At 70.2% G+C, this 24,209-nt stretch carries 25 protein-coding genes; 15 read left to right on the plus strand and 10 right to left on the minus strand.

The window, feature by feature from the left end; genetic code table 11:
* Positions 1 to 4 precede the first annotated feature (4 nt).
* The 4 genes from ACIBF5_RS09055 to ACIBF5_RS09070 form a co-directional block, all read right to left on the minus strand.
* Positions 5 to 730 (minus strand): NUDIX hydrolase, encoded by a 726-nt coding sequence (locus tag ACIBF5_RS09055; protein WP_396809661.1) that lies wholly within the window; start codon positions 728 to 730, stop codon positions 5 to 7.
* Positions 727 to 1,362, minus strand: coding sequence for a TlpA family protein disulfide reductase (locus ACIBF5_RS09060; protein ID WP_396809663.1), 636 nt, complete (start codon positions 1,360 to 1,362; stop codon positions 727 to 729). The genes ACIBF5_RS09055 and ACIBF5_RS09060 overlap by 4 nt, the downstream gene beginning before the upstream one ends.
* Complete coding sequence (gene nth / locus ACIBF5_RS09065; RefSeq protein WP_396809953.1) at positions 1,359 to 2,084, minus strand: endonuclease III; 726 nt, start codon at positions 2,082 to 2,084, stop codon at positions 1,359 to 1,361. Before nth ends, ACIBF5_RS09060 begins: the two co-directional genes overlap by 4 nt.
* Positions 2,085 to 2,194: 110 nt before the next feature.
* Positions 2,195 to 3,388 (minus strand): CapA family protein, encoded by a 1,194-nt coding sequence (locus ACIBF5_RS09070; RefSeq protein WP_396809665.1) that lies wholly within the window; start codon positions 3,386 to 3,388, stop codon positions 2,195 to 2,197.
* A 338-nt stretch (positions 3,389 to 3,726) separates the two neighbouring features.
* Between ACIBF5_RS09070 and ACIBF5_RS09075 the strand changes: the two genes are divergently transcribed.
* From ACIBF5_RS09075 to ACIBF5_RS09115, 9 genes are all read left to right on the plus strand, one after another.
* The gene (locus tag ACIBF5_RS09075; RefSeq protein ID WP_121158004.1) at positions 3,727 to 4,404 is read left to right on the plus strand and encodes a Crp/Fnr family transcriptional regulator; all 678 of its coding nucleotides are present in this window, start codon (positions 3,727 to 3,729) and stop codon (positions 4,402 to 4,404) included.
* Between the two features lie 138 nt (positions 4,405 to 4,542).
* Positions 4,543 to 5,292 carry a metallophosphoesterase family protein gene (locus ACIBF5_RS09080; RefSeq protein WP_396809667.1) on the plus strand — a complete coding sequence of 250 codons (750 nt, stop codon included), beginning with the start codon at positions 4,543 to 4,545 and terminating at the stop codon, positions 5,290 to 5,292.
* A gap of 81 nt (positions 5,293 to 5,373) precedes the next feature.
* Complete coding sequence (locus ACIBF5_RS09085; protein WP_396809669.1) at positions 5,374 to 6,033, plus strand: TetR/AcrR family transcriptional regulator; 660 nt, start codon at positions 5,374 to 5,376, stop codon at positions 6,031 to 6,033.
* Positions 6,021 to 6,893, plus strand: coding sequence for a TIGR03084 family metal-binding protein (locus ACIBF5_RS09090; RefSeq protein ID WP_396809671.1), 873 nt, complete (start codon positions 6,021 to 6,023; stop codon positions 6,891 to 6,893). The genes ACIBF5_RS09085 and ACIBF5_RS09090 overlap by 13 nt, the downstream gene beginning before the upstream one ends.
* Positions 6,890 to 8,665 (plus strand): acyclic terpene utilization AtuA family protein, encoded by a 1,776-nt coding sequence (locus tag ACIBF5_RS09095; protein ID WP_396809672.1) that lies wholly within the window; start codon positions 6,890 to 6,892, stop codon positions 8,663 to 8,665. The genes ACIBF5_RS09090 and ACIBF5_RS09095 overlap by 4 nt, the downstream gene beginning before the upstream one ends.
* A gap of 86 nt (positions 8,666 to 8,751) precedes the next feature.
* Positions 8,752 to 8,985 (plus strand): hypothetical protein, encoded by a 234-nt coding sequence (locus ACIBF5_RS09100; protein WP_396809674.1) that lies wholly within the window; start codon positions 8,752 to 8,754, stop codon positions 8,983 to 8,985.
* 64 nt (positions 8,986 to 9,049) lie between these two features.
* Complete coding sequence (locus ACIBF5_RS09105) at positions 9,050 to 10,621, plus strand: acyl-CoA carboxylase subunit beta (RefSeq protein WP_396809955.1); 1,572 nt, start codon at positions 9,050 to 9,052, stop codon at positions 10,619 to 10,621.
* A gap of 37 nt (positions 10,622 to 10,658) precedes the next feature.
* On the plus strand, positions 10,659 to 12,716 hold the full coding sequence (locus tag ACIBF5_RS09110) for a biotin carboxylase N-terminal domain-containing protein (RefSeq protein ID WP_396809676.1): 2,058 nt from the start codon (positions 10,659 to 10,661) through the stop codon (positions 12,714 to 12,716).
* A gap of 88 nt (positions 12,717 to 12,804) precedes the next feature.
* Positions 12,805 to 13,968: an acyl-CoA dehydrogenase family protein gene (locus ACIBF5_RS09115; RefSeq protein ID WP_396809678.1), complete on the plus strand. Its 1,164-nt coding sequence runs from the start codon at positions 12,805 to 12,807 to the stop codon at positions 13,966 to 13,968.
* Positions 13,969 to 14,044: 76 nt separating this feature from the next.
* On the opposite strand, the gene ACIBF5_RS09120 is transcribed toward ACIBF5_RS09115, so the two are convergent.
* Positions 14,045 to 14,959, minus strand: coding sequence for a CU044_5270 family protein (locus ACIBF5_RS09120; RefSeq protein WP_396809680.1), 915 nt, complete (start codon positions 14,957 to 14,959; stop codon positions 14,045 to 14,047).
* A complete protein-coding gene (locus ACIBF5_RS09125; RefSeq protein ID WP_396809682.1) occupies positions 14,952 to 15,572 on the minus strand; it encodes an RNA polymerase sigma factor in 621 nt (206 codons plus the stop codon). Before ACIBF5_RS09125 ends, ACIBF5_RS09120 begins: the two co-directional genes overlap by 8 nt.
* Before the next feature lie 165 nt (positions 15,573 to 15,737).
* On the opposite strand from ACIBF5_RS09125, the gene ACIBF5_RS09130 reads away from it, so the two are divergent.
* Positions 15,738 to 15,962 (plus strand): hypothetical protein, encoded by a 225-nt coding sequence (locus tag ACIBF5_RS09130; protein WP_396809684.1) that lies wholly within the window; start codon positions 15,738 to 15,740, stop codon positions 15,960 to 15,962.
* Between the two features lie 82 nt (positions 15,963 to 16,044).
* Here the strand turns inward: ACIBF5_RS09130 and ACIBF5_RS09135 are convergent, their stop codons facing one another.
* A complete protein-coding gene (locus tag ACIBF5_RS09135; RefSeq protein ID WP_396809686.1) occupies positions 16,045 to 18,501 on the minus strand; it encodes an alkaline phosphatase D family protein in 2,457 nt (818 codons plus the stop codon).
* Between the two features lie 234 nt (positions 18,502 to 18,735).
* On the opposite strand from ACIBF5_RS09135, the gene ACIBF5_RS09140 reads away from it, so the two are divergent.
* The 5 genes from ACIBF5_RS09140 (at position 18,736) to ACIBF5_RS09160 (ending at position 21,069) form a co-directional block, all read left to right on the plus strand.
* Entirely contained in the window at positions 18,736 to 19,218 is a 483-nt protein-coding gene (locus tag ACIBF5_RS09140; RefSeq protein WP_396809688.1) for an NUDIX domain-containing protein, read from the plus strand.
* A 14-nt stretch (positions 19,219 to 19,232) separates the two neighbouring features.
* Positions 19,233 to 19,520 (plus strand): helix-turn-helix domain-containing protein, encoded by a 288-nt coding sequence (locus ACIBF5_RS09145; protein WP_396809690.1) that lies wholly within the window; start codon positions 19,233 to 19,235, stop codon positions 19,518 to 19,520.
* 73 nt (positions 19,521 to 19,593) lie between these two features.
* Entirely contained in the window at positions 19,594 to 19,878 is a 285-nt protein-coding gene (locus ACIBF5_RS09150) for a hypothetical protein (RefSeq protein WP_396809692.1), read from the plus strand.
* Between the two features lie 133 nt (positions 19,879 to 20,011).
* Complete coding sequence (locus ACIBF5_RS09155; RefSeq protein WP_396809694.1) at positions 20,012 to 20,242, plus strand: hypothetical protein; 231 nt, start codon at positions 20,012 to 20,014, stop codon at positions 20,240 to 20,242.
* A 302-nt stretch (positions 20,243 to 20,544) separates the two neighbouring features.
* Positions 20,545 to 21,069 (plus strand): hypothetical protein, encoded by a 525-nt coding sequence (locus tag ACIBF5_RS09160; RefSeq protein WP_396809696.1) that lies wholly within the window; start codon positions 20,545 to 20,547, stop codon positions 21,067 to 21,069.
* A gap of 63 nt (positions 21,070 to 21,132) precedes the next feature.
* Here ACIBF5_RS09160 and ACIBF5_RS09165 read toward each other — a convergent pair whose 3' ends face one another.
* The 3 genes from ACIBF5_RS09165 to ACIBF5_RS09175 are packed head-to-tail and all read right to left on the minus strand — an operon-like array spanning position 21,133 to position 24,151.
* Entirely contained in the window at positions 21,133 to 22,341 is a 1,209-nt protein-coding gene (locus ACIBF5_RS09165) for an ABC transporter permease (RefSeq protein WP_396809697.1), read from the minus strand.
* Positions 22,338 to 23,009: an ABC transporter ATP-binding protein gene (locus ACIBF5_RS09170; RefSeq protein ID WP_396809957.1), complete on the minus strand. Its 672-nt coding sequence runs from the start codon at positions 23,007 to 23,009 to the stop codon at positions 22,338 to 22,340. Before ACIBF5_RS09170 ends, ACIBF5_RS09165 begins: the two co-directional genes overlap by 4 nt.
* A gap of 5 nt (positions 23,010 to 23,014) precedes the next feature.
* A complete protein-coding gene (locus ACIBF5_RS09175) occupies positions 23,015 to 24,151 on the minus strand; it encodes an efflux RND transporter periplasmic adaptor subunit (protein WP_396809699.1) in 1,137 nt (378 codons plus the stop codon).
* Positions 24,152 to 24,209 lie beyond the last annotated feature (58 nt).

The following is a 24,209-nucleotide window of genomic DNA, read 5'->3' on the forward strand; positions in this document are numbered from 1 at the left end:
CGAATCAGCGCCCGGGACGGACCGATCCGCTCGCCGTGCCGGGCTCCGCACGCGCCCCGTCCGGCCCTCCGCCGGCGTACGGCGCCGGTGCCGCGCCGACCGGCGGAAGCTCGACGATCCGCTCCTGCGACCAGGGACGATCCCAGCCGGCCATGCCGAGCAGGGCGGTCAGCACTCCGGCGGTAAAGCCCCAGACGAGCATGCCTCGGACCTGGAAGGCGGGTCCGATCCAGCCGCTGGGGTGGCGAACCCGTACCCGGTTGGCGGGGTCGACCAGTTCGGCGACGGGGAGTCGGGCGACGTGGGCGACCTCCGCCGGCTGGCGGGCGTGCACCGGGTGCGGGGCGTGCCACCAGGCGAGGACCGGGGTGACGACGAACTCGCTGACCGGGATCCAGAGCGGTGGGAGTTGCGCCAGCACCGTCACGCTGGTCGGGTCGAGGCCGACCTCCTCCTCCGCCTCACGCAGCGCGGTCGCCACCGGGCCGGTGTCGTCCGGGTCGGCCGCACCGCCGGGGAAGGCGGGCTGCCCGGCGTGGGTACGCATGGTCGCCGCCCGCTGGAGCATCAGCACGTCGGGGCCGTACGCCGGGTCCTCGCCGAGCAGCACCAGGACCGCGCTGGCCCGTCCGCCGGTGGTGGGCGTACGGATTCGGGTGAAGTCCTCGACGCGGGCGGTCCTGACCCGGCTGACCAGCGGTTCGCACCACGGGGGCAGTTCACCGCTCATGCCGGCAGCACCACCCCGAGGTGCTGTTCGACCAGGGCGGTGAGGGTCGCGTCGTCGAGCGCTCCGGAGACGTCGAGGTGACGTACCCGTCCCTGGGCGTCGACGAAGGCGGTGGCGGGCAGGCCGGGTGCGGCGAGCCCGGTCCGGAGCTTCTCACCGGCGTCGAAGAGGGTGGGGAAGGTGAGGCCGATCTCGGTGGCGAGGTCGCGGGCGTCGTCCCGGTCGTCCCGGCTGTCCACGCCGACGACGCGCAGTTGACCGCCGGAGCGTGCGGCAAGCCGCTGGAAGGCGGGCAGTTCCTTGCGGCACGGCGGGCACCAGGAGGCCCAGAGGTTGATCACCGCTGGTCCGCGTACGTCGGAGAGGGGCACGTCGGCGCCGCCGGTGAAGCAGGGCAGGACGATCGCCGGTAGCGGTTTTGTCGACCCGTCCGGTCGGCCGGTGGTGGCGCCGCCGGTGCTGTCGGTCTCGCCGCCGGTCGCCCCGGGCGACGCGGCGACCGGCGTGGTCAGCGCGGCGCAGTCGGCGAAGGGTGCCGGCGGTTCGGGCTCGTTGGCGGGGCCGGACCGGCCGCAGGCCGCCCCGGCGAGCAGGAGCAGGGGCAGGAGGAGCCCGGCGAGCGGACGTTTCACGGTGCCTCCGCCGCCGCGGCGGTCGCCGGCACCAGCGTGGGGTCGACGCCGGCCTGGATCGCGAGTTCCTTGGCGCGGGGCCCCTTGAGTAGCTTGGCCGCGTTCGGGGCGTCGGTCGGCCCGAGGCCGTACGAGGGGCAGAGCGGTGCGAGCGTGCAGGCGCCGCAGGCGGGTTTGCGGGCGTGGCAGACCCGTCGCCCGTGGAAGATCACCCGGTGCGAGAGCATGGTCCATTCACGCTTCTCGAAGAGCGCACCGACCGCGTGTTCGATCTTGACCGGGTCGGTTTCGGTGGTCCAGTTCCACCGGCGCACCAACCGTTGGAAGTGGGTGTCGACGGTGATGCCGGGAACGTCGAAGGCGTTGCCGAGGATGACGTTCGCCGTCTTGCGCCCGATTCCGGGCAGCGTGACCAGCTCGGTGAGTTTGCCCGGCACCCGGCCGTCGTACCGCTCGACCAGGGTGCGGCCCAGGTTGATCAGCGAGGTGGTCTTGTTGCGGAAGAAGCCGGTGGGCCGGAGCAGCTCTTCCATTTCCGCCCGGTCGGCGCTGGCGTACTCGGCGGCGCTGCGATAGCGGGCGAAGAGCTTCGGGGTGACCTCGTTGACCCGCTTGTCGGTGGTCTGGGCGGAGAGGATGGTCGCCACGGCGAGTTGCAGGGGCCCGTCGTGGTCGAGTTCGCAGTGGGCGTCCGGGTGCGTCTCGGCCAGCACCCGACCCATCCGGCGGGCCCGTCGCTTACGGCCGAGGTCGGTCTCGGCGTCCAGGGCAGGGGTACGACTCACGTCGGTCAGCCTACGTCGGCGCGCCGACCTGGCGACTGGTCCCGCTCTCAGGCCCCCGGGCTGATCTTTCCGGCCGCGTCGAATGCCGCGGCGGTGTCACCGAAGTCCGCCTCGGAGAGTTCCTGGACCGCCTTGAGCCCACGCTTCTGGGTGTCCGGGGTCGGCTTGCCGGCGCCGTTCATGTACGTCGAGACGAACTCGCCACCGGCCCAGGTGCCGTCGACGCCGAGGGACACCTTCAGCACCCCGCCCCAGCCGAGCCGGCCGCTGTTGTTGAGCGCGCCGGCACCACCGGAGAAGTTGCCCAGGCTGTACGCGATCAGCCGGCCCTGGTAGAACTCCATGCCGCGCAGCACGTGTGGCCCGTGTCCGACGATCAGGTCCGCGCCAGCATCGACCATGGCGTGGGAGAACCTGATCGGGTCGCCCCGGTTCTCACCGAGGAACATCTCCGTCCCCGGCTTGACGTGAATCTTGTCGACCCCCTCGCCGCCCATGTGCACCTGTACGACAACCAGGTCGGCCATGCCCGCCGCCTGCTTGATCAGCTTCTCGGCGGCGGGGATGTCGTTCAGGTTGTTGTTCCAGGCGTACCCGGAGAAGCCGACCACGGCGACCTTGACGCCCTTGGCGTCGACCACGGTGATCTGGTCGCGCGCCCCGGTGTGCGCGAGCCCCTGTGCCTCCAGGTGCTTCTGGGTGTTGCGGTAGCCGGCGGCGCCATAGTCGTGCCCGTGGTTGTTCGCCTGGTTGAGCAGGTGGAAGCCGGCGTCCTTGAGGTGTGCCGCGTATGACGGGGGGACCCGGAACTGGTGGCACTGGGTGGCGTCGGCCCCGCACTTGGAGGCGCCGGTGTCGTCGGTGATCGGCTCTTCCAGGTTTCCCATCACCAGGTCGGCGGCGAGGATCCGCTCGACCGAGTCGAAGAAGCCCTCGCCGCCGTTGGCGGGCAGCCGCCCCGGGGCGTTGCCCATGACGATGTCGCCGGTGGCGGAGAGCGAGATGACCTTGGCGGTGGGCGGGGCGCTGCCCGGAGGGTTGGGTACGGTCGCCCCCGCCCCCGGGGAGTCGGCCTGCCACCGAGGCTGCACCGGGTCACGACCGGTGAGGCGGAAGGCGGCGACCCCGGCGATCACCACGCCGACCAGGAGGACCAGGACCGCGCCCGCCACGAGGAGGGGGCGCCCGGCGCCACGGCGCTGGCCGCGTTGGCCTGACGGGGGTCGATTGCTGTCGTACATCGCCCGCGACGCTACATAACCCGTTAACCTGCGAAGGTCCACCGTTCGGTGGGGAAGAGCGGGCAGCTTGGTCAGGGAATTCCGGTCAGCGGGAGCAGACGGGCACGAAGGCTGCCGTTGAGGCCACGTATCGGGGCTGATCCGAGGACTCGGGTGGACGAAGCCACCCGGCGCGCGGATGATAGCCGCTGTCATGGTCGGACGGGTTTCCGTACCGGATCAAGTTTCCAGGGGTGCACCCCCGGATCACGTTGACGTGCGCTTAGACTTGGCGGCGCGCGACGGATCATCAGCCGGCGGACCCGGCCGACGGAGGTGCGCGCAGTCGGAGGTGCGCGATGGACGAGGTACTGGCCCGCAGCGGGATCTTCCAGGGCGTAGACCCGGAAGCGGCCGAGGCGCTCGCCAAGGAGATGGAGACGATCGACGTCCGAAAGGGCGAAATCGTCTTTAACGAGGGCGAACCCGGTGACAGCCTCTATATCCTACTCACCGGCAAGATCAAGGTTGGTCGACGCGCCGCGGACGGCCGCCAAAATCTGATTGCCGTGATGGGTCCGTCGGACATGGTCGGGGAGCTGTCCCTCTTCGACCCGGGTCCGCGTACGGCCACCGCGACCGCGGTCACGGACACGAAGCTCGTACGGCTGCGCAAGCAGGCCCTGCGGCCCTGGTTGAACAACCGGCCGGAGATCGCCGAGCAGCTACTCCGGGTGCTCGCCCGCAGGCTGCGCCGGACGAACGACTCACTGGCCGACCTGATCTTCACGGACGTACCGGGCCGGGTGGCGAAGAACCTGCTCCAGATGGCCGGTCGCTTCGGCACCCGCGACGGCGGCGTGCTGCGGGTCACCCACGACCTCACCCAGGAGGAGATCGCCCAGCTCGTCGGCGCCTCCCGGGAGACGGTGAACAAGGCGCTGGCGGACTTCGCCTCGCGGGGCTGGCTCCGGCTGGACGGCAAGAGCATCATCATTCTCGACCCGGAGCGCCTGGCCCGACGCGCCCGCGTCTGAACCACCGCACCCAGCACCAACGGGGATCGCCAGCCGGCGATCCCCGTACTGCTGTCCGGTCCGGGGCTCCGCGTCCGACTTTCTGCTCCCCGCTAAAACGTCTCGACGTCAGCGGTGCTCCCGCGCGACGGTGGGGACATGCCGCAGACCGTTGCCGTCCTCTCCGACATCCACGGGGTGCTGCCCGCGCTCGACGCGGTGCTGGCCGAACCGGAGGTCCGGGCCGCCGACCGGATCGTGCTGACCGGGGACATCGCGGCCGGGCCGCAGCCGGTGGAGGTGCTTGACCGGCTGACCGGGCTGGACGAGCGGGTGGTCTGGGTGCGCGGCAATGCCGACCGGGAGCTGGTCGAGCTGCGGGCCGGCAAGGAACCCGTCATCCCCGACCCGATCGCCCCGTGGGCGGCCACACAGCTCCGCGACGACCAGCTCGAACTGCTCGCCGGCATCCCGGAGACGGTGACCATGCCGGTGGCGGGACTCGGCACGGTGCTCTTCTGCCACGCGACCCCGCGCGACGACGAGGAGGTCGTGCTGGTCGACTCGCGGCTGGCCCGGTGGGCCGAGGTCTTCACCGGGCTGCCGGACGAGGTCGAAACGGTGGTCTGCGGGCACACCCACATGCCGTACGTCCGGCTCGCCCACCGGCGACTCGTGGTCAACCCGGGCAGCGTCGGCATGCCGTACGGGCGGGTGGGCGCGCACTGGGCGCTGCTCGGGCCGGGAGTGCAGCTACGGCGGACCGCGTACGACATCGAGGCGGCCTGTGCCCGGGTGACGGCCGAGTCCGGCTACCCGGACGCGGCGACCTGGGCCGACTACTACCTGCGCTCCCGGGCGAGCGACGCGGAGGCGCTCACCGTCTTCGGGCCCCGCGACGGCCGGTAGGTGACCATCCGGCCCCGGGGCCGACGGGCGGAGAAAACAAGCAGGCTTGACTGTTTGTTTCGTGGACGGGACGCTGTTCGGGTGTCCGCCCCCACACGTGTGCCCCAACAGGAGCGCAGCCGCGCGACCCAGGCCCGGTTGCTGGAGGCGACCGTGGAGTGCCTGGTCGAGTTCGGCTGGTCGGGCACGACGAGCACGGTCGTCGCCAACCGAGCCGGGGTCTCCCGGGGCGCCCAGTTGCACCATTACCCGACCAAGGCGGCGCTGGTCATGGCCGCGGTCGTCCACCTCACCGAGCGGCGGGCGGCGGAGATCCGGGCCGAGGCGGTCGCGCTGCCGACCGGCCCCGGCCGGCTCGACCGGGTGATCGACATGCTCGCCACGGCGTTCACCGGGCCACTCTTCGTCGCCGCCCTCGAACTGTGGCTGGCCGCGCGGACCGACCCCGAGCTGCGGGACGCACTGATGCCGTTGGAGGCCCGGGTGGGGAGGGAGATGCACCGCCTCACCGTCGAACTGCTCGGCGCCGACGAACGGAAACCGGGCGTACGGGAGGCGGTGCAGGCCACGCTCGACCTGCTGCGCGGGCTCGGGGTGGCGAACCTGCTCTCCGACGACTCGTCCCGGCGTACCGCCCTGCTCGGCACCTGGAAACGCCAGCTCGCCACGATGCTGGGCACCTCGAACACACCGAACACCACCGCCCCGGACACCACAGTGGAGGTCTCGTGGTCGACCTGAGTCAGCTCCTGGACGATCTGGCCGCAGAGTCGGCCGAGTTGGACGTACTCGTCGCGGACCGACCGGCTGCCGACTGGGCGGAACCGACCCCCGCACCGGGCTGGACCATCGCCCACCAGATCGCCCACCTGGCGTGGACCGACCACGTGGCGCTACTCGCGGCGAGCGACGCACCGGCGTTCGCCGAATCGGTCCGGCACGCGGCGACCGACCCGGGCGGCTTCGTCGACCGGGGCGCGAACGAACTCCTCGACGAGGTGATGGCGACCGCCGCACCGGGCGGCGCCGTGGACCGGGCCGCAGCCCCGGCGGCACTGCTCGGCCGCTGGCGGTCCGGACGGGCCGCGCTCGCCACCGCTCTTGCCGCCGCGCCGACCGGGAGCAGACTTCCCTGGTACGGCACGCAGATGTCGCCGGCCTCGATGGTGACCGCCCGGATCATGGAGACCTGGGCACACGGGCAGGACGTCGCGGACACCCTCGGGGTGGTCCGGGTGCCGAGCGAGCGGCTGCGGCACGTGGCGTACCTCGGTGTCCGTACCCTCGGGCACAGCTTCGCGGCCCACGGCCGCACCACGCCCGACGGACCGGTCCGCGTCGAACTCCGCGCGCCCGACGGCGACGAGTGGGCCTTCGGGCCAGCCGACGCCGCCGATCGGGTCGCCGGGCCGGCGCTCGACTTCTGCCTGCTGGTCACCCAGCGGCGGCACCGGGCGGACCTGGCCCTGGTGGCGACCGGGCCGGTCGCCGACGAGTGGCTGGACGTGGCACAGGCGTTCGCCGGGGCACCGGGCGCGGGCCGCGAACCCGGCAGCGGCCGGGACCTCGGCCGCCGACGTCGGGCCGGAACACGACCATGACCCCGCCCACCCCACCGCACCCGGCCCGGAGTACGCCCACCGCGCCGGAGGTGCTCCGGATCGGCAACGCCTCCGGTTTCTACGGTGACCGGTTCAGCGCCTGGCGGGAGATGCTCGACGGCGGGCACCTCGACGTGCTGACCGGCGACTACCTGGCCGAGCTGACCATGCTGATCCTCGGCCGGGACCGGCTGCGGGACCCGGGTCTCGGCTACGCCCGGACGTTCCTACGCCAGATGGAATCGTGCCTGGGTCTCGCGGTCGAGCGTGGGGTGACCCTCGTGACGAACGCCGGTGGGCTGAACCCCGCCGGGCTGGCCGAGGCGTTGCGTACGCTCGCCGAGCGGCTGGGCGTGCCGGCCCGGGTCGGCTACGTGACCGGAGACGCTGTCGACCTTCCGGGCGCGTTGACCGCGAACGCGTACCTGGGGGCGTTCGGCATCGCGCGTTGCGTGGCCGGGGGCGCGAACGTCGTGGTGACCGGGCGGGTCACCGACGCGTCGCTGGTCGTCGGCCCGGCGATCGCCCGGTTCGGTTGGTCCCGGGGCGACCTGGACCGGCTCGCCGGGGCTACCGTCGCCGGGCATCTGCTCGAATGTGGAGCGCAGGTGACCGGCGGCAACTTCAGCTTTTTCACGGAGTTGCCGGACGGTGGCCGTCGGCCCGGATTTCCGATCGCCGAACTGTCCGACGACGGCTCGTCGGTCATCACGAAACATCCCGGTACGGGTGGTGCGGTAACCCCGGAGACCGTCACCGCGCAACTGGTCTACGAGATCGGCGCCCCGGACTACCTCGGCCCGGACGTGGTGACCCGGCTCGACACGGTGACCCTCTCCGACGACGGCCCGGACCGGGTACGCGTCACCGGCGTGCGGGGCCTTCCGCCGCCGCCGACCCTCAAGGTGGGCGCCAACTCGCTCGGCGGTCACCGCAACAGCGCCACCTTCGTCCTGTGTGGACTCGATGTCGAGGCGAAGGCGGAGCTGGTGCGGGCGCAGCTCGTCGACGCACTCGGCACGGACGGGTTGGAGTTCACACTCGCCCGTACCGACCACCCGGACGCGGCGGAGACGGAGGCGGCGAGTGCGCTGCTGCACGTGCACCTGCGCGACGCCGACCCGAAGCGGGCCGGGCGGACCTTCTCGGCGGCGGCGGTGGAGCTGGCCCTCGCCTCCTACCCCGGATGCACACTCACCGGCGTTCCCGGCGACGCCAGCCCGTACGGCGTCTTCACCGCGAGTGAGCTGCCGCAGTCCGAGGTCACCCAGATCGCGGTCCTCCCTTCCGGCGAACACCTCCCCGTTCCCGCCCCCACTGTCACCGCCTCCCCGCAGGACCGTTTGGAAGGGCCCCTTCCTATACCGAATCCGATAACAGGGGGCCCTTCCTTACCCGTGCCGTTGGGGCGGGTGATGGGGGCACGATCGGGGGACAAGGGCGGGGCCGCGAACCTCGGGGTGTGGGGGCGCACCGTGGACGGGTACGCCTGGCTGCGCGAGTGGCTGACCGTCGAGCGGCTGCGGGAACTGCTGCCGGAGACGGCGAACCTGACGATCGAGCGGTACGAGTTGCCGAACCTGCGGGCGGTGAACTTCGTGATCCGGGGACTGCTCGGCGAGGGGGTGGCGGCGTCGACCAGGTTCGACCCGCAGGCGAAGGCGCTGGGCGAGCTGCTGCGGGCCCGGGTGGTCGACGTACCGGCGGCACTGCTGGCCGCGCCGACTCCCGCGACGGTCTCCTCGGGCGTGTCGTCGGCGGGTCGACGATGAGCCCGGCGGTCGATATGACGGGCGGCCACGTTCGACCACACGGGGTCCGTATCGAGATCGGTGAGCCGTTCGTTACGGAGTTGGCGATGGCTCAGACCATCGCCTTCGTCATGGCGGGCCCGCGCGACGCAGAGGTCGAGCGGCTCTCCCGCGACGCCCGAACCGCGAGCGACGCCCGTACCAGGAGCGACACCCGAACCACAGGCGACGCCCGAACCACGAGCGACGCTCGCACGAGGAGCGACACCCGCACCATGAGCGGCAACGGTGGCACCACGGAGATCATGAACAGGATCATCGCGAAGGGCATGGGAAACTGACGTGGCCGTTCTGGAGAGCGCGGTGCAGCCGCGACAGTCGGCGTACCAGGAGAACCGGGCGGCGATGCTGGAACGCCTCGCCGAACTCGACACGGCGGTGGCGACCGCCCGCGCCGGCGGTGGTGAGAAGTACGTGACCCGCCACCACGCCCGGGGCAAACTGCTGCCCCGGGAGCGGATCGAGCTGCTGGTCGACCGGGACTCGCCGGTGCTGGAGTTGTCACCGGTGGCGGCGTGGGGCACCGACTATCCGGTCGGGGCGAGCGTGGTGACCGCGATCGGAGTGGTCGAGGGTGTCGAGTGTGTGATCGTCGCGAACGACCCGACCGTACGCGGCGGCGCGGTGAACCCGTACACGCTGCGCAAGACCGTACGGGCGGGTGAGATCGCGCTCGCGAACCGGCTGCCGTTGATCAACCTGGTGGAGTCGGGCGGGGCGGACCTGCCGAGCCAGGCGGAGATCTTCATTCCCGGCGGGCAGGTGTTCCGGGACCTGACCCGACTCTCCGCCGCCGGCATCCCGACCGTGGCCGTCGTCTTCGGCAACGCGACCGCGGGCGGCGCGTACGTCCCGGGCATGTCCGACTTCACGATCATGGTCCGGGGCCGGGCGAAGGTCTTCCTCGCCGGGCCGCCACTGGTCAAGATGGCAACCGGTGAGGTGACCGACGACGAGTCGCTGGGCGGGGCGGCGATGCACGCCACCACCTCGGGACTGGCCGACTTTCTCGCCGAGGACGAGCGGGACGGGATTCGCCTCGCCCGGCAGTGCGTACGCCGGCTCAACTGGCGCAAGCACGGCCCGGCGCCCCGGTCCACCACCCCGGCGGAGCCGAAGTACGACCCGGAGGAGTTGCTCGCGATCCCGGGTGCCGACCCGCGCGTGCCGTTCGACCCGCGTGAGGTGCTGGCCCGGATCCTGGACGGTTCCGAGTTCGACGAGTTCAAACCCGGGTACGGCACCGCCCTGGTCACCGGCTGGGGTGAGCTGCACGGCTATCCGGTCGGGGTGCTGGCCAACGCGCGCGGGGTGCTCTTCTCCGAGGAGGCGCAGAAGGCGACGCAGTTCATCCAGCTTGCCAACACCGCCGGCACTCCCCTGATCTTCCTCCAGAACACCACCGGTTACATGGTCGGCACCGAGTACGAGCAGCGCGGCATCATCAAACACGGCGCGTTGATGATCAACGCGGTGTCGAACTCGTCCGTGCCGCACCTGACGGTGAACCTCGGCGCGTCGTACGGGGCCGGCAACTACGGCATGTGCGGTCGGGCGTACGACCCGAGGTTCCTCTTCACCTGGCCGAACGCGAAATCAGCGGTGATGGGGCCGACCCAGCTCGCCGGGGTCCTGTCGATCGTGGCAAGGCAGGCGGCCGAGGCGAAGGGCCAGCCGTACGACGAGGCACGTGACCAGGCCATGCGCACCATGGTCGAGGCACAGGTCGAGTCACAGTCGGCCGCGCTCTTCCTCTCCGGTCGACTCCTCGACGACGGGGTGATCGACCCCCGGGACACCCGTACCGTGCTCGGGCTCTGCCTTTCCGCGATCCACAGCGGCCCGGTCGGCACGGTCGGCACGCCGCCACTCCACAGTGGAGGCCGGAGCTCCGGCTTCGGCGTCTTCCGGATGTGAGGGGACTCGTCATGATTTGCAAGCTGGGGGACTCCTCATGATTCGCAGACTGCTGGTGGCGAACCGGGGCGAGATCGCCCGACGGATCTTCGCCACCTGCCGGTCGGTCGGCGTCGAAACCGTCGCGGTCTACTCCGACGCGGACAGCGACGCGCCATTCGTGGCCGAAGCGGACTTCGCCGTACGGCTGCCCGGCCAGACCCCGACGGAGACGTACCTCCGCGCGGAGCTGCTGATCGCGGCTGCCCGACGGTCCGGCGCGGACGCCATCCACCCCGGGTACGGCTTCCTCGCCGAGAACGCCGACTTCGCCACCACCGTCATCGACGCCGGGCTGACCTGGGTCGGCCCACCGGCCAAGGCGATCGCGATGATGGGTTCCAAAATCGAGGCGAAGGCGCTGCTCGACGACGCCGGGGTGCCGATGCTGCCGACCGAGACCGACCCGGACCGGGTCACCGAGTTCCCGGTGCTGGTCAAGGCGTCAGCCGGCGGTGGCGGGCGCGGCATGAGGGTGGTCCGGGACGCGGCCACGCTGACCGAGGCGGTCGCCTCCGCCCGACGGGAGGCGGCCGGCGCGTTCGGCGACGGCACCGTCTTCATCGAGCGGTACGTGGAACAGGCCCGCCACATCGAGGTGCAGATCTTCGCCGACTCGCACGGGCACATCGTGCCGCTCGGCGAACGGGAATGCTCGATCCAGCGGCGCCACCAGAAAATCATCGAGGAGACGCCGTCGACGGCGGTCAGCGACGAGCTTCGGCTGAAGCTGTTCGAGGCGGCGACAGCGGCGGCCCGCGCGGTCGGCTACCTCGGCGCGGGCACGGTCGAGTTCCTGCTCGCCCCGACCGGCGAGTTCTTCTTCCTGGAGATGAACACCCGACTCCAGGTCGAACACCCGGTCACCGAGGCGGTCACCGGTTTCGACCTGGTCCGCTGGCAGCTCGTCGTCGCCGAGGGCGGCCCCCTGCCCACCGCGACCGGCTCCGGCGCCTACTCGTCCTCACTGATCCTCACCACCGGACACGCGATCGAGGTGCGGCTCTGTGCCGAGGACCCCGCGAACGTGTGGATGCCGGCAACCGGCACCCTGCACCGCTTCGCCATCCCCGGGGTGGTGACCGAGTTCGAACCGGTGCCGACCGCTGGCGGCCGGGCCGCGCTGCGACTCGATTCCGGCGTACGCGACGGCGCGACCGTCGGGGTGCACTACGACTCGATGCTGGCGAAGCTCGTCGCCTGGGCACCAACCCGGTCCGAGGCGGCCCGGCTGCTCGCCAACGCACTGAGCCGGGCCGAACTGCACGGCGTACGCACCAACCGTGACCTGCTGGTACGCGTACTCCGACACCCGGAGTTCCGAGCCGGGGCGATCGACACCGGGTTCCTCGACCGGCACCCGGAACTCTTCGCCCCGCTGCTCTCCTCGGTCGAGGCCGTACGCGTCTCCTGCCTCGCCGCCGCGCTCGCCGGTGCCGCCGCCCGCCGCCGGTCCGCCCCGGTGCTGGCGAGCCTGCCGTCGGGTTGGCGCAACGTCCCCGCCGGGGCGCAGACCAGCGTCTTCGACGGCCCGTCCGGCCCGGTCGAGGTCGGCTACCGGCTGGACCGCACCGGCGCCCTCGCCACCTGGTGGGTACGCCCGGTCGACCCGGACGAACTCGACCTCGCCGGCCTGCACCCCACCGTCGCCCCGCTGCCCGACGACTCACCGGCGGTGACGATCCTGGCCACCGAACCGGACCGGGTGGTGCTCGACGTCGCAGGGGTACGCGTCGCGTTCGCCGTACACCGGGTCGACTCCGTCTCCTACGTGGACGGCCCGGACGGTTCGGTGACCCTGACCGAACTCCCCCGGTTCCCCGAGCCCACCCCGGAGCTGGCCGAAGGTTCCCTGGTCGCCCCGCTCCCCGGCGCCGTCAGCCGCATCCTCGTCGTCCCCGGCCAACGTGTCGCCGCCGGCGACCTGCTACTCACCCTCGAAGCGATGAAACTCGAACATCCGGTCCACGCCCCCACCGCCGGCACCGTCACCGAACTCCCCGTACCCCCCGGTGCCCAGGTCGAAGCCGGCACCGTCCTCGCCGTCCTCGTGTAAGGAAGGGCCCCTTGTTATCGCTTTCTGTATAGGAAGGGCCCCTTCCTAACGCCCCGCCCACCCCCAAGCGCACCTCCGGAGGCCCCTCATGGACTTCGACCCCACCCCGGAACAGGAACAGTTGCGCGACGCCGTACGCGCACTCGGCAACCGGTACGGGCACGAGTACTACGTCAGCAAGGCGAAGGCCGGCGAGCACACCACCGAGCTGTGGCAGGAAGCCGGCCGGCTCGGCTACCTCGGCGTCAACATCCCCGAGGAGTACGGCGGCGGTGGCGGCGGCATCACCGACCTCGCCATCGTCTGCGAGGAACTGGCCGCTACCGGCTCCCCACTGCTGATGATCGTCGTGTCGCCCGCCATCGTCGCCACCATCATCAGCAGGCACGGCACCGAGGAGCAGCGCAAACGCTTCCTGCCACCGATGGCCGACGGCACCCTCAAGATCGCCTTCGCGATCACCGAACCGGAGGCGGGATCGAACTCGCACAAGCTCGGCACGATCGGCCGACGGGACGGCGACGACTGGGTCCTCTCCGGGCGGAAGTGCTTCATCTCCGGGGTCGACGACGCGGCGTACGTGCTGGTCGTCGGGCGTACCGAGGATGCCGCCACCGGCAGACTCAAGCCGGCGCTCTTCCTGGTCCCGACCGACGCGCCGGGTCTGACGAAGTCGAAGCTCGACATGGAGATCGTGTCACCGGAGAGCCAGTGGATGCTCTACCTCGACGACGTACGGCTCCCCGCCGATGCGCTGGTCGGCGGTGGCGCCGACGTCGGACTCCAGGCGCTGTTCGCCGGGCTGAACCCCGAACGGATCCTGGTCGCCGCGCTCGCCGCCGGCTCCGGCCGCTACGCGATCGAACGCGCCTCGTCGTACGCCGCCACGCGGAAGGTCTGGGGAGGCCGGACCATCGGCTCCCACCAGGGCATTTCGCACCCGCTCGCACACGCGGCCGTACAGGTCGAACTGGCCCGGCTGATGATCGCGAAGGCGGCGGCCCTCTACGACGCCGGCCGTGACCTGGAGGCCGGCACCGCCGCGAACATGGCGAAGTACTCAGCGGCCGAGGCCGCCGCACTCGCCGTCGACACCGCCATCCAGGTCCACGGCGGCAACGGCATGACCACGGAGTACGGGGTGGCGACCCTGCTCGGCACCGTACGCGCGACCCGGATCGCCCCGGTCAGCCGCGAGATGATCCTCAACTTCGTGGCGCAGCACGTGCTCGGGCAGGAGAAGTCGTACTGACCCGCGACGTGCCGATCAGACCGCGAGTGGGGCGGGTCGTCCGAGGACAACCCGCCCCACTCCCCCCGTACGGATCTCAGCCGGTCTGGCCGACCTGGTCCACGATGGCGAGGTCGAGCACGGCTGATGTCGCCGCCAGGCCGAGGTAGGCATAGGTCTGGGCGTGGAAGACGAGGACCGTCTCACCCTTACCGCTGGTCGACGGCCAGGCGATCCCGATGCCCGACCGGCCGGCGCCGTCCTGGGCGTGCTCGACGACACGCAGACCGGGCTGCCCCGCTGCGGCCTCGTAGAGCGCGGCCCGCGACGCGGGTCGCAGATACTCCTGGCCGAGGCTGCGCACATCCTTGGCGAAGTTGTTCACGTCGCCGGGCACGCCGTTGCCGTGCTCGACCAGGTAGACCCGCAGGGCATCCGCGTCGGTCGGCAGGTCGGGGCGGTACGCGGGCGCGGGTGTGCACGGCTCGGTCCGGTTCGGATCCACCTGGCCACCCTTGACAAAAGCGGCCCGTCCGTTCCGGCAGCCCGGAAGCGGGATCTCCTCGCTGTTGCCGCCCGTCGTCTTCCTGACGAGCCCGTCGCGGGTCCCGTCCACCGACCGCCAGCTCTCGTAGACCTCTTGGCCGTCCTGGCTCCGCAGGTAGACGTACTGGTCGGGGTCGGGGATGGTGTCGGGCAGCCGGAGCGCCGCCGCCGCCGCGCTGTGCAGCACCTGGGTGGGATCGGCCTTCGCGACCGACACGCCACCGCCGACCTGGTCGGGAGCCAGCACGAGCACCGAGGCGACGGCCGCCGCGACGCCGACCGCCGCCACCCCGCTGAGCACCAGTCGCCAGCGCGGCCGGGCCCGACGCCGGGAGTCGGTCAGCGAGGTGACTGCGGGCGTGACCGGCATCGCGGCCAGCAGCCGGGCGCGGGCGGGCGCCAACTGTACGGGGGTGGCCAGCGGGACCTCGTCGCCGAGTTCCCGGACCAGTCGCAGGTCATCCATTGCCCAGTGCCTCCTCGATCGTGGTGGTGGTGTCGGCGTCGCCCAACGCCTCGCGGAGCTGCTTGCGGGCGCGGTTCAGTCGTGACCGCACCGTGCCGACGGGGATCGCCAGCGCGGCGCCCACCTGCTCGTACGTGAGTTCCTCCCACGCGACCAGGAGCAGCACGTCCCGGTCACCCGTGGAGAGCTTGGCCAGGGCGGCGGAGAGCAGCCCGCGCAGCGATCGCGCCGTGACGACGGTGGCGACCCGGTCGGCGTGGGACGCCTCGCTCGTCGCCGGGACGTACGCCTGCCGTATCCGGTACCGGCGGTCCTCGTCACGCCGGTGCTGGCTGACGATGTGGGTGGCGATCCCGTACAGCCAGGGCCGGGCATCACGGTGGGCGGTGTCGAACCTTTCCCGCCGCCGGAACGCGGCCAGGAACGTCTCCCCCACCAGGTCGTCGGCGGCCTCCGCACCGAGCCGCCGAGCCAGGTAGCGATGGATGTACGGTGCGTGCCGGTCGAATATCGCGGCGAACCTCTCGGGATCCCGCGCTGACCGCTCGATGATTGTTGCGTCGTCCTCCGATGGGCTGATGTCGGCTACCTCGACTTGTTCCGATCGATTCATACAGAACCTTCCACGGCCCGGGAATCATCACCTGTTATCCGTCGACCGTGGAGAAATGGTTCACGCCCCGCTGGGGGGTGACGCCGCCGCTCAGAGTGCTCGCTCTGACCAGGGCATGCCGTACGCGCGGACTGCCGGGACCATCACCATCGGCGGACCGGCCTGGTGAAGTCTCTGGCGGTCGAGATCGCCCCGTACCGGGTCAACGTCGTGCACCCGGGCATCGTCGGCGACAGCCCGAAGTGGCGCGACGTGGCCAACCACCCGCACCTCGCCCGTACCCCGATCGGTCGGCTGGTGACGATGGCCGAGGTCGTCGACGCGACCGACGTCCTGCTGCGCGACAACGGTGTCAACGCCCAGGAGCTGTTCGTCGAGGCGGCGTCCTGACCGTCTGACCCGTACGCCGAAAATCGCGCGGGCGGCCGGTTCGACCGGACGCCCGCGCGACTGACTCAGTTGCTCGACGGACTCAGAGGGTGCCGAGGACCGCGAACGGGTCGGCGCCGCTGCCGCTGTCCACGGCGGCGATCCGCCGACGCAGGGTGAAGGTCTCGCCGGGGGCGAGGGTCACCTTGTACTGGCTCATCACCCAGTTGTAGGCGGCATAGGCGATGAAGCCGCCCTCGGAGTAGAGCAGCCCGTAGGTCTGCCGGTCGGTGCCGGTCATGCCGATCCACGGCGCGGTCGGCGGGTAGTCGGCCGGTACCTCGGCCTCGATGGTCCCGTGCCCCGCGACACCACTGCGCTGGCCGGCACCGTCGTAGTCCATCGCGTCGCCGGCCCAGAAGGTGCTGGGCGCCGCGCCACGGTTGGTGAAGGCGCTCTCGGCCATCACCCACGGCTCGTTCGGGCGAATCATGTAGGTGGTGATCACCTCAAGGTCGGCAACCGTGGTGCTGGCGCCGGTCGTCCGTACGGTCGCGACCGGACCGGTGGCGGAGAGCACCTCGATCGCGGTGGAGCGTACGGTCCGCTGCTGCCAGGCGTTCGTGCCGCGCGGCTGGGTCAGGGAGGCGTACGGCAGGTTGATCCAGTCGAGCTGGTCGAGGCGGCCGACGGCGGCCATGTCGAGCGGCTTGCCGAGGGCGACCGGGGTCAGTTGCGAGTCGTCCGTACCGGCGGAGACAGCGAGCGCCACCAGGTCGTTGCTGAGGACGATGTCGGAGGTGGCCGCCGACGCCTGCGGGCCAGGGACGGTGCGCCCGGTGCCGGCCCGGGTCGCCGCCCGGTCGAGCCGCAGGTCAAGCTTGGTCTGCACCCCGTCGACAACCGTGACCGTACGGGTCACCGGCTCGTAGCCGACCCCGTTGACCGCGACGGTGTAGTTGCCGGGAGGCGCGAACGCGAGCACCTCGCCGGTCGGGTCGGTGGTGCTCGCCACGAGGCGGCTGCCGTCCTCCCGGGTCACCGTGACCTCGACGTTCTGGAGGGCCGCACCGGTCACCGCGTCAGTGACCCGGCCGACGATTCCGTCCCCGTCGTCGATCCGCTGCGCGCCGGGCTTGCCGTCGCGGACCGCGAAGGCCGCGATCGTGTACGCGGGCGAGGCGGCGTTGCGCGCGTCGAGCACGATCCGCAGATCGGCCCGCCAACGCTTCTCGTTGACGTCGCAGATCACGTAGCCCCGGTAGCTGCCGTTGTAGAACTTGACGTGCGGGTTCGCGGCAAGACCGGCCCGTACGTCAGGGTCCCAGCTCGCGCCCGACGAGATCGACGTGCCGACGAACTCGCTGGCGACGACCATGGCGCGCGGGTCGTCAAAATCGGTCTTCAGGTCGTTGACCCAGTGGGTGTGCCAGTCACCGCCGAGCACGATCGGGTTGCCGATATCGTGCTTCACGATGTGGTTGAGGATGCGGTTGCGGGCGAGCGGGTAACCGTCCCACTGGTCCAGGTTCACGATCTTCGTCGGGCCGAGGTCGTAGTCGAACTGGGCCATGATCGTTTGCTGGGCGATGACGTTCCACTGTGCCTCGGACTCGCGCAGCCCACGGAGCAGCCACTGTTCCTGCTTCGGGCCGGTCATCGTCCGCTCCGGGTCGAAGACCTCACCGGTCGGTTCCTTGCGCCCGTCACCGAGCGCCTGGTCCGTGCGGTACTGCCGGGTGTCGAGCACGCTGAACTGCGCCAGCTTGCCGAAGTCGAAGCGGCGGTACATCAGCATGTCGGCGCCGTCCGGCCGGTGCATGGGGCGCAGCGGCAGGTGCTCGTAGTACGCCTGGTAGCCGTTGGCCCGACGCTCCAGGAACGGCCGCCCGTCACCGGCGCCCCCGGCGACGTCACCGGCGTAGTTGTTCTGCACCTCGTGGTCGTCCCACGTCATGATGAACGGGAACCGGGCGTGCGCGGCCCGCAGGTCGGGCGAGGTCTTGTAGAGCGCGTGCAGCCGACGGAACTCGGTCAAACTGCCGTTCGTGGTCTCGTAGATGTAGTCGCCGAGGTGCACGACAAAATCGAGTTCCTGGGCAGCCATGTCCCGGTAGGCCGGGTAGGGGCCGCCGACCCACGACTGGCAGGACGCGAAGGCGAACCGCATGTGCGTGACGTCCGCCCCCGGCAGCGGGAACGTCCGGGTACGTCCGACGCGGCTGTAGACGCCGTTGGCCTCGAACCGGTACCAGTACCAGCGGTCGGGCGCCAGATCGTTGACCAGGATGTGTACGGAGTGCGCCGCCGCTGGGTCGGTCGTCCGCTTGCCTGTCTGGACGATGCGCCGGAACTCCGGGTCGGTGGCGATCTGGTAGGTCACCTTGACCGGCTCCGCCGGCATGCCACCGTCGGTGGTGTTGAGCGGATCCGCCACCAGCCTCGTCCAGATCACCACACTCTGGTGGTCGGGCTCGCCCGAGGCCACCCCGAGGGTGAACGGCGCCGGGTCCAGTTCATCGGCGTACGCGGGAGGAAGTTGTGCGATCAGTTGGCTCACGGCGACCGCACCCGCGGTCCCTCCAGCCAGGGTGAGGAAATGTCGACGGCTGATCGAGAAAGCGTCCGGCACTGACACACCTGCTTCTGTAGGCACGGGGGTTGTGCCGACACACACTGGTCACCCCGGCTGCCCAGTGCCTGAAGCGCGCGTTAAGTCAGGCGGTACGGCGAGTGGCAAGATCAGCGACCGCGCATACTCCCGGGGAGGCCGCTGGCGGGTTAACGTCCGTTGATGACGACAGCTCCGGACGACTACATCGCCTCGTTGCCGCGCAAACGCATGAGTTCGGCCGTGCTGTTCCGTGACCCCGGCGACCGGATCCTGCTGGTAGAGCCCGTGTACAAGGACGACTGGGAGCTTCCCGGTGGCACGATTGAGGCTGACGAGTCGCCGTACCAGGCCGCGATCCGGGAGCTGACCGAGGAGTTGGGCCTGTCGGTGACCCCGGGCCGGCTGCTGGTGGTCGACTGGGTCCCGCCGAAGCCCGGGCGTACCGATGGTGTCATGTTCGTCTACGACGGCGGCCCACTCGACCCCGCCCGTACGTCCCAGATCACGCTGCCGGCCGACGAACTCCGCAGTTGGGCCTGGTCGACGCCGGCCGAGGCGCAGTCTCGTCTCTCACCCCTGCTCGCCCGCCGAGCCGCCGCCGCCCTGCTCGCCGTCACACAGGGAACGACCCTCTACCTGGAAGACGGGATCCGCATCATCTGATGACCCCCACGACCATGCCCGAGACACTGACTACGCAACAGGCCGCCGACCTGCTCGGAGTCAGTCACCCAGCGGTGATCAATCTGCTCGAAAACGGCATGATCCCGTTCGAACGAGTGGACACCTACCGCCGCATACTCCTCTCCGACCTTCTCGCCCACCGGGAGCAGCGCCGAGCCGAGCAGTACCCCGCACTCGAAGCCACCGCTGTCGACCTTGAAGACGAACAGGATCTTGAAGCTGTGCTCCAACGACTACGCAAGACGCGAAGCGTAATCGCACGCCGCCGCACAGGAGCCTGACAGTCGAGCCAGGCACAAATGCGTCCCGGCATCGCGGACCGTCCGGGTGCTTCCCTCAGCTCGCCAGAGCCTCGTGCAAACTCTGTACGGCGGGCAGGTCGGGCCAGCGCTGGTGGAGCCGGCCATCCAGGTCACGCAACTCGTTCCCGATGCGCGCCAAGCCGGATCGGCGGGATGTGTCGACGCATCGCAGACCGAGGTTCGCGGCGCGCTCGGGATCCGGGTCTGCGGCCTCAACGATGACGTTGGCGAGCTTGGCCATTTGGTGCGCCTGATCGCGGGCAAGGTGCTCAGGTGTATCGCCGAGCTTGCGTTCGAGGATGGCGATGGCCTTTCGGTGTCACCCGCGCTGCGATAGCAGCTCACCGATTGCTCTTCAAGCATGCCGAGGTCGTAGTGGTGCAGGTAGACCGGTGCTTCGGAGTCCATTCACGCGCACGGTCCTTCCGTCGGCGGTCCGCAACTCCACCGTATAGCCGACGGACGTGGTCATGGTGGCTGCTGGTGCTACGCCGCGTCCACGCCGGGTCGACCAGGCCGACGGTTTCGCACCGCGCCGCCCGTACCACCTGAGCCTGGTCTCGGCGGTCGCCGCCCGTCACGCGTACCTCGAACTGGCAATCGCCGCGACCGTTCCCACCGACCAACGCCAACCGATCCCGGTGCCCCAGTCGACCGCCGAAAGCGTCGCGCCTGACGATCCAGAAGGATCGATCCGCTAACTCGGCCGCTGTCACCCGGGCCAACCGGTCACCGCGATCCTCGCTCTCACCGGCTGACACGTCCATACCTGAAGACTGGCGCTGATTTCTCCCTGTTGAGGCTCGTCAGGCCAGCGGTGGCACCTCCGCTCAGCCCAGAACCCGCTATTCGCGCGGCAAGAGGCGGGTGAGCGTGAAGTCACTGCGAAAAGCCATGGCACCACACAACTTCCTCACAGTTGGTGGTGATTCTGGGCGCCGGTGGAATGGCACTGGGCCAGGAACCTCCACGGGAAGGGACCACGATGGGGAAGGGGATCACGATGAGGCGGTTTTCGACCGCGGTGCTCATCGCGGCGGTCATGCTCGGCAGCACTGCATGTGCGTCTACACAGGACGACTCGGCCAAGTCAAACGAGGCGAGCGTCGCCACACTGCGCAGTGCCGAGCCCTCCGTCGCCGCGTCGGAGGCGTCCGCCGAGCGGGAGCGCTACCGTCTCGACGACACCCTTGAGGACCAGAAGGCACGCATGAAGCCGTGGGAGAAGTGTATGGCCGAACACGGCGTCGACATCAATGAACCTGGGTGGAAGAAAGACGGTCCCGTCAAGGACTGCGACAATCTGTTGCCGTTGCCGGCTTGGGAGTTGGACCCGACCAACCCGGAGGCCAAGGACTTCTCTCGCGACGTGGTGAAATGTCTCAAGGACAAGGGCGTTCAGTACGCCGAGGTCGCACCTGAGGGTGTGGGCTGGGAGCTCGGCGGCAAGGACAATGACCCGGAGTCGATCTCGAAGGGTATGACTCTCGGGCCAGTTTGCCAGCGCGAGGTCGCCGCGAAGAAGTAGCGGCAGACGATGAAGGGCGCCGTCCGCTGCGGACGGCGCCCTTCATCGTTTCGGGAGGCGGAATCAGGTAGAGGCGAGCGCCTTGGTCGGGGTGAGGTGGGAGGCCCTGACTGAGGGGTAGACCCCTGCGATCACACCGACCGCGACGGCGCCGCCGAGCCCGGCGAACGTCGCGGACAGCGAGACCACGATCGGCCAGCCGTGATAGACCGCGTAGCCAGCCGTGGCGACCAGGCCGATCGCGGTGCCGGCGATCCCACCCAGCGCGGCCAGCGCCACCGACTCGGTGAGGAACTGGGCCCGGATCTGTCCTCGGTTCGCGCCCAACGCCCGGCGCAGGCCGATCTCGGAACGGCGTTCGAGCACGGAGATGACCATCGTGTTGGCTACCCCGATTCCGCCGACGAGCAGGGCGACCGCGGCGAGGCCGAGGAACAGGGAGGTGAAGTTGCTCTCGGTAGCCCGTTTCGCGGCAAGGGCGTCGGACGGCCGGGTCACCATGACTTGCCCGGGGTCGACGGGCGAGATGGTTTCCGGCAGCACCGAGCGGACGGCTTCGATCGCCGATTCCTGGCATTGGATATAGAGGGTGGTGGGGTGCCCGTCGAAGCTGAGCTGGCTGCGGGCCGAGTCCCAGCCGACCAGGACCGAGCGGTCGATGTCCGGCGACAGCGGTGTCTGGTCGAGGATGCCGACGACGGTGAACCACTTGTCACCGATCATCACCAACGGGCCGGGGGCGGCGGTGGCCGGCAGGTCACCGAAACCGAGCCGGGTGGCGGCGACCGAACCGAGCACCACGGCCGGGAACTTCTCGGTGACGGCGGTGAGCCAGTGACCGGAGCGCACCTTCGTGTTGATGGCCTGGGGCAGGTCGAGTTGGGCGGCCAGCACGGTCAGGCCGGAGCCGTCTTGGGGATCGGTGCGGTCGTTACGCCGTACGCGAGCGTGGGTGTTGGCGACGGCACTCGCGACCGTAACGGGGCCGATGCGCTTGACCATCGCGACCGACTCCTCGGGAAGTTTCGGCGTCGTTCCCGGGCCCGTCATGTTCGTCTGGGCCATGGCCTGGAGATTGTTGGTGCCGAGCGCGGAGAGGTCACGCAGCAGCGCCGCCTGGCTGGAGGCGGGGATGCCGGTGACGACAACCATGGTGGCAATGCCGATCGCGATGCCCAGCGCGGAGAGGGCAGCCCGCATCCTGCGGGTGCGGATGCCGAGCAGCCCGACGTCGAGCATGTCGAGCGGGGAGAGCCGGATCCGGCGGATCATCGGGTGGCCGCCGTGTCGCGCACCAGCCGGCCGTCGCGGATCTCGACCCGGCGGGGCAGACCGGCGGCGATCTCGTTGTCGTGGGTGATGATGGCTATGGTGGTGCCCTCCTTGTTGAGCCGACGCAGCAGTTCCAACACAGCCTGTCCGTTGCCGGTGTCGAGCGCACCGGTGGGCTCGTCGGCCAGCACGAGGGCGGGGCCGTTGACCAGGGCGCGGGCGATGGCGACGCGTTGGCGTTCGCCACCGGAGAGCTGGGCCGGGCGGTGGCCGACGCGGTGGGCAAGGCCGACACGGTCCAGAGCTTCGAGGGCGAGCGGGCGTCGCTGTTTTCGCGGAACGCCGGCGTAGAGCAGACCGGTGGCCACGTTTTCGGCGGCGGTGAGGCCGTCGGTGAGGTGGAACTGCTGGAAGACGAAGCCGAGCCAGCGGCCGCGCAACGCGGAGAGCTGCCAGTCGGAGAGCGAAGCGATGTCCTGACCGCTGATTAGGACGGTGCCGGAGGTCGGCCGGTCCAGGGTGCCCATGATGTTGAGCAAGGTCGACTTGCCGGAGCCTGAGGGCCCGACGATGGCGAGCAGTTCACCCTTGGCGATGTCGAGGGAGACCCCGCGCAACGCGTCGACCTCGCCGGCGTAGCGCATGCCGACATTGCGGACAGCCAGCACGGTACTCACGAGGTGGTCACTACCTTCGTACCCTCGGCGAGGCCATCGCCTTTGATCTCGACGAAGCCCTTGGCGAAGATGCCGGTCTCGACCGCCACCAGGGCGCCGCCCTCGACCTGGACGGCGTAGCCGCCCTCACTGAGCGCCAACAGCGCACCGACCGGGGCGACGAGGATGCCCTTGTGGGTCTCGGCGACAAACTCAACCTGCACGTCGGCAAAGTTGATCTTGTCGACTGTGGCGGGCTGGTCGATGGTGATGGTCACCGTGACCTTGGGTGGGGTGCCTCCCGCGCCGGGGTCGCCCGCCGCACCTGTCACAGTGGTGCCGACGGTGGCGACTGCTCCACCGACCTTGCTCTCGTCGGGCAGCCGAACCGTGACCTTGTCGCCCTGTTCGATCGAGCCGGCGTTACCGAGATCCGCCTGAACGGTGATCACCTTGGCGGTCGGAGTGACCGACATCAACGGGACGTTCGCACTGTCGCCGGGCTCGACGGCGACAGAATCGACCCGGACCGCACCGGTGAACACGGCGACGTCCCCGGGCTCGATCGTGCCGGTCACCGGCACCTTCAGGTCGCTCTGCCAGCGCTTCACGGCATCGCGCAGCGCGGCGGTCAGGACACCGTCGCCCTTCTGCACAGTCACGCGGGCGGAGCCGGATGACGACGGAGTCAGCCGGGTACCAGGTGCCGGCTGATTACCGATGGCATAACCGAGGGCGCGCAGATTGTCAGCGACGATCCACACGTCCCGGCCGGTCATGTTGAGGTCGGTCAACGGGCGGAACAACGGCATCCCGCCGTAGAACAGCGGTACCGGCCTGTCGTCGATCCGGTAAAGCTGCTGGCCACGCTTGACGGACGTACCCGGGCTCGGCAGCCAGGTAACCGTGGCGTCTTTGCCACCCTTGACCATGCGGGGCGTGCCGTAGCCGAGGCTGCCCGACAGCGACTGTGACGTCGAGATGTCCTGCTTCACCAGCGCGATGCTCTGCACTCCGGTCGGTTCTTCGGCGACCGGGGGAGCAGTGGAGCCGCGACCAGTCCAGACGATTCCGGCCGCAGCGACGAGCCCGGCAAGGACGACAGCGGGAATGACTACTTTCAGGTAGCGACGGCGTGGCGGATCAGACCTCACGGCAGGTATGACCTGGGTCTCTGAATCCGACGGCGGCACCGTTCGGGGCAATGGCATG

This window comes from Micromonospora sp. NPDC050417 (assembly GCF_044458865.1).
Lineage (GTDB): Bacteria > Actinomycetota > Actinomycetes > Mycobacteriales > Micromonosporaceae > Micromonospora_G.

What these genes read in the sequence shown, in the direction of transcription:
- ACIBF5_RS09055 (WP_396809661.1), bottom strand. Translation starts at nt 730, where the DNA reads ATGAGCGGTGAACTGCCCCCGTGGTGCGAACCGCTGGTCAGCCGGGTC.
- nth (WP_396809953.1), bottom strand. Translation starts at nt 2,084, where the DNA reads ATGGGTCGGGTGCTGGCCGAGACGCACCCGGACGCCCACTGCGAACTC.
- ACIBF5_RS09070 (WP_396809665.1), bottom strand. Translation starts at nt 3,388, where the DNA reads ATGTACGACAGCAATCGACCCCCGTCAGGCCAACGCGGCCAGCGCCGT.
- ACIBF5_RS09075 (WP_121158004.1), top strand. Translation starts at nt 3,727, where the DNA reads ATGGACGAGGTACTGGCCCGCAGCGGGATCTTCCAGGGCGTAGACCCG.
- ACIBF5_RS09080 (WP_396809667.1), top strand. Translation starts at nt 4,543, where the DNA reads ATGCCGCAGACCGTTGCCGTCCTCTCCGACATCCACGGGGTGCTGCCC.
- ACIBF5_RS09095 (WP_396809672.1), top strand. Translation starts at nt 6,890, where the DNA reads ATGACCCCGCCCACCCCACCGCACCCGGCCCGGAGTACGCCCACCGCG.
- ACIBF5_RS09100 (WP_396809674.1), top strand. Translation starts at nt 8,752, where the DNA reads ATGGCTCAGACCATCGCCTTCGTCATGGCGGGCCCGCGCGACGCAGAG.
- ACIBF5_RS09105 (WP_396809955.1), top strand. Translation starts at nt 9,050, where the DNA reads ATGCTGGAACGCCTCGCCGAACTCGACACGGCGGTGGCGACCGCCCGC.
- ACIBF5_RS09110 (WP_396809676.1), top strand. Translation starts at nt 10,659, where the DNA reads ATGATTCGCAGACTGCTGGTGGCGAACCGGGGCGAGATCGCCCGACGG.
- ACIBF5_RS09115 (WP_396809678.1), top strand. Translation starts at nt 12,805, where the DNA reads ATGGACTTCGACCCCACCCCGGAACAGGAACAGTTGCGCGACGCCGTA.
- ACIBF5_RS09120 (WP_396809680.1), bottom strand. Translation starts at nt 14,959, where the DNA reads ATGGATGACCTGCGACTGGTCCGGGAACTCGGCGACGAGGTCCCGCTG.
- ACIBF5_RS09125 (WP_396809682.1), bottom strand. Translation starts at nt 15,572, where the DNA reads ATGAATCGATCGGAACAAGTCGAGGTAGCCGACATCAGCCCATCGGAG.
- ACIBF5_RS09140 (WP_396809688.1), top strand. Translation starts at nt 18,736, where the DNA reads ATGACGACAGCTCCGGACGACTACATCGCCTCGTTGCCGCGCAAACGC.
- ACIBF5_RS09145 (WP_396809690.1), top strand. Translation starts at nt 19,233, where the DNA reads ATGCCCGAGACACTGACTACGCAACAGGCCGCCGACCTGCTCGGAGTC.
- ACIBF5_RS09155 (WP_396809694.1), top strand. Translation starts at nt 20,012, where the DNA reads ATGGTGGCTGCTGGTGCTACGCCGCGTCCACGCCGGGTCGACCAGGCC.
- ACIBF5_RS09160 (WP_396809696.1), top strand. Translation starts at nt 20,545, where the DNA reads ATGAGGCGGTTTTCGACCGCGGTGCTCATCGCGGCGGTCATGCTCGGC.
- ACIBF5_RS09165 (WP_396809697.1), bottom strand. Translation starts at nt 22,341, where the DNA reads ATGATCCGCCGGATCCGGCTCTCCCCGCTCGACATGCTCGACGTCGGG.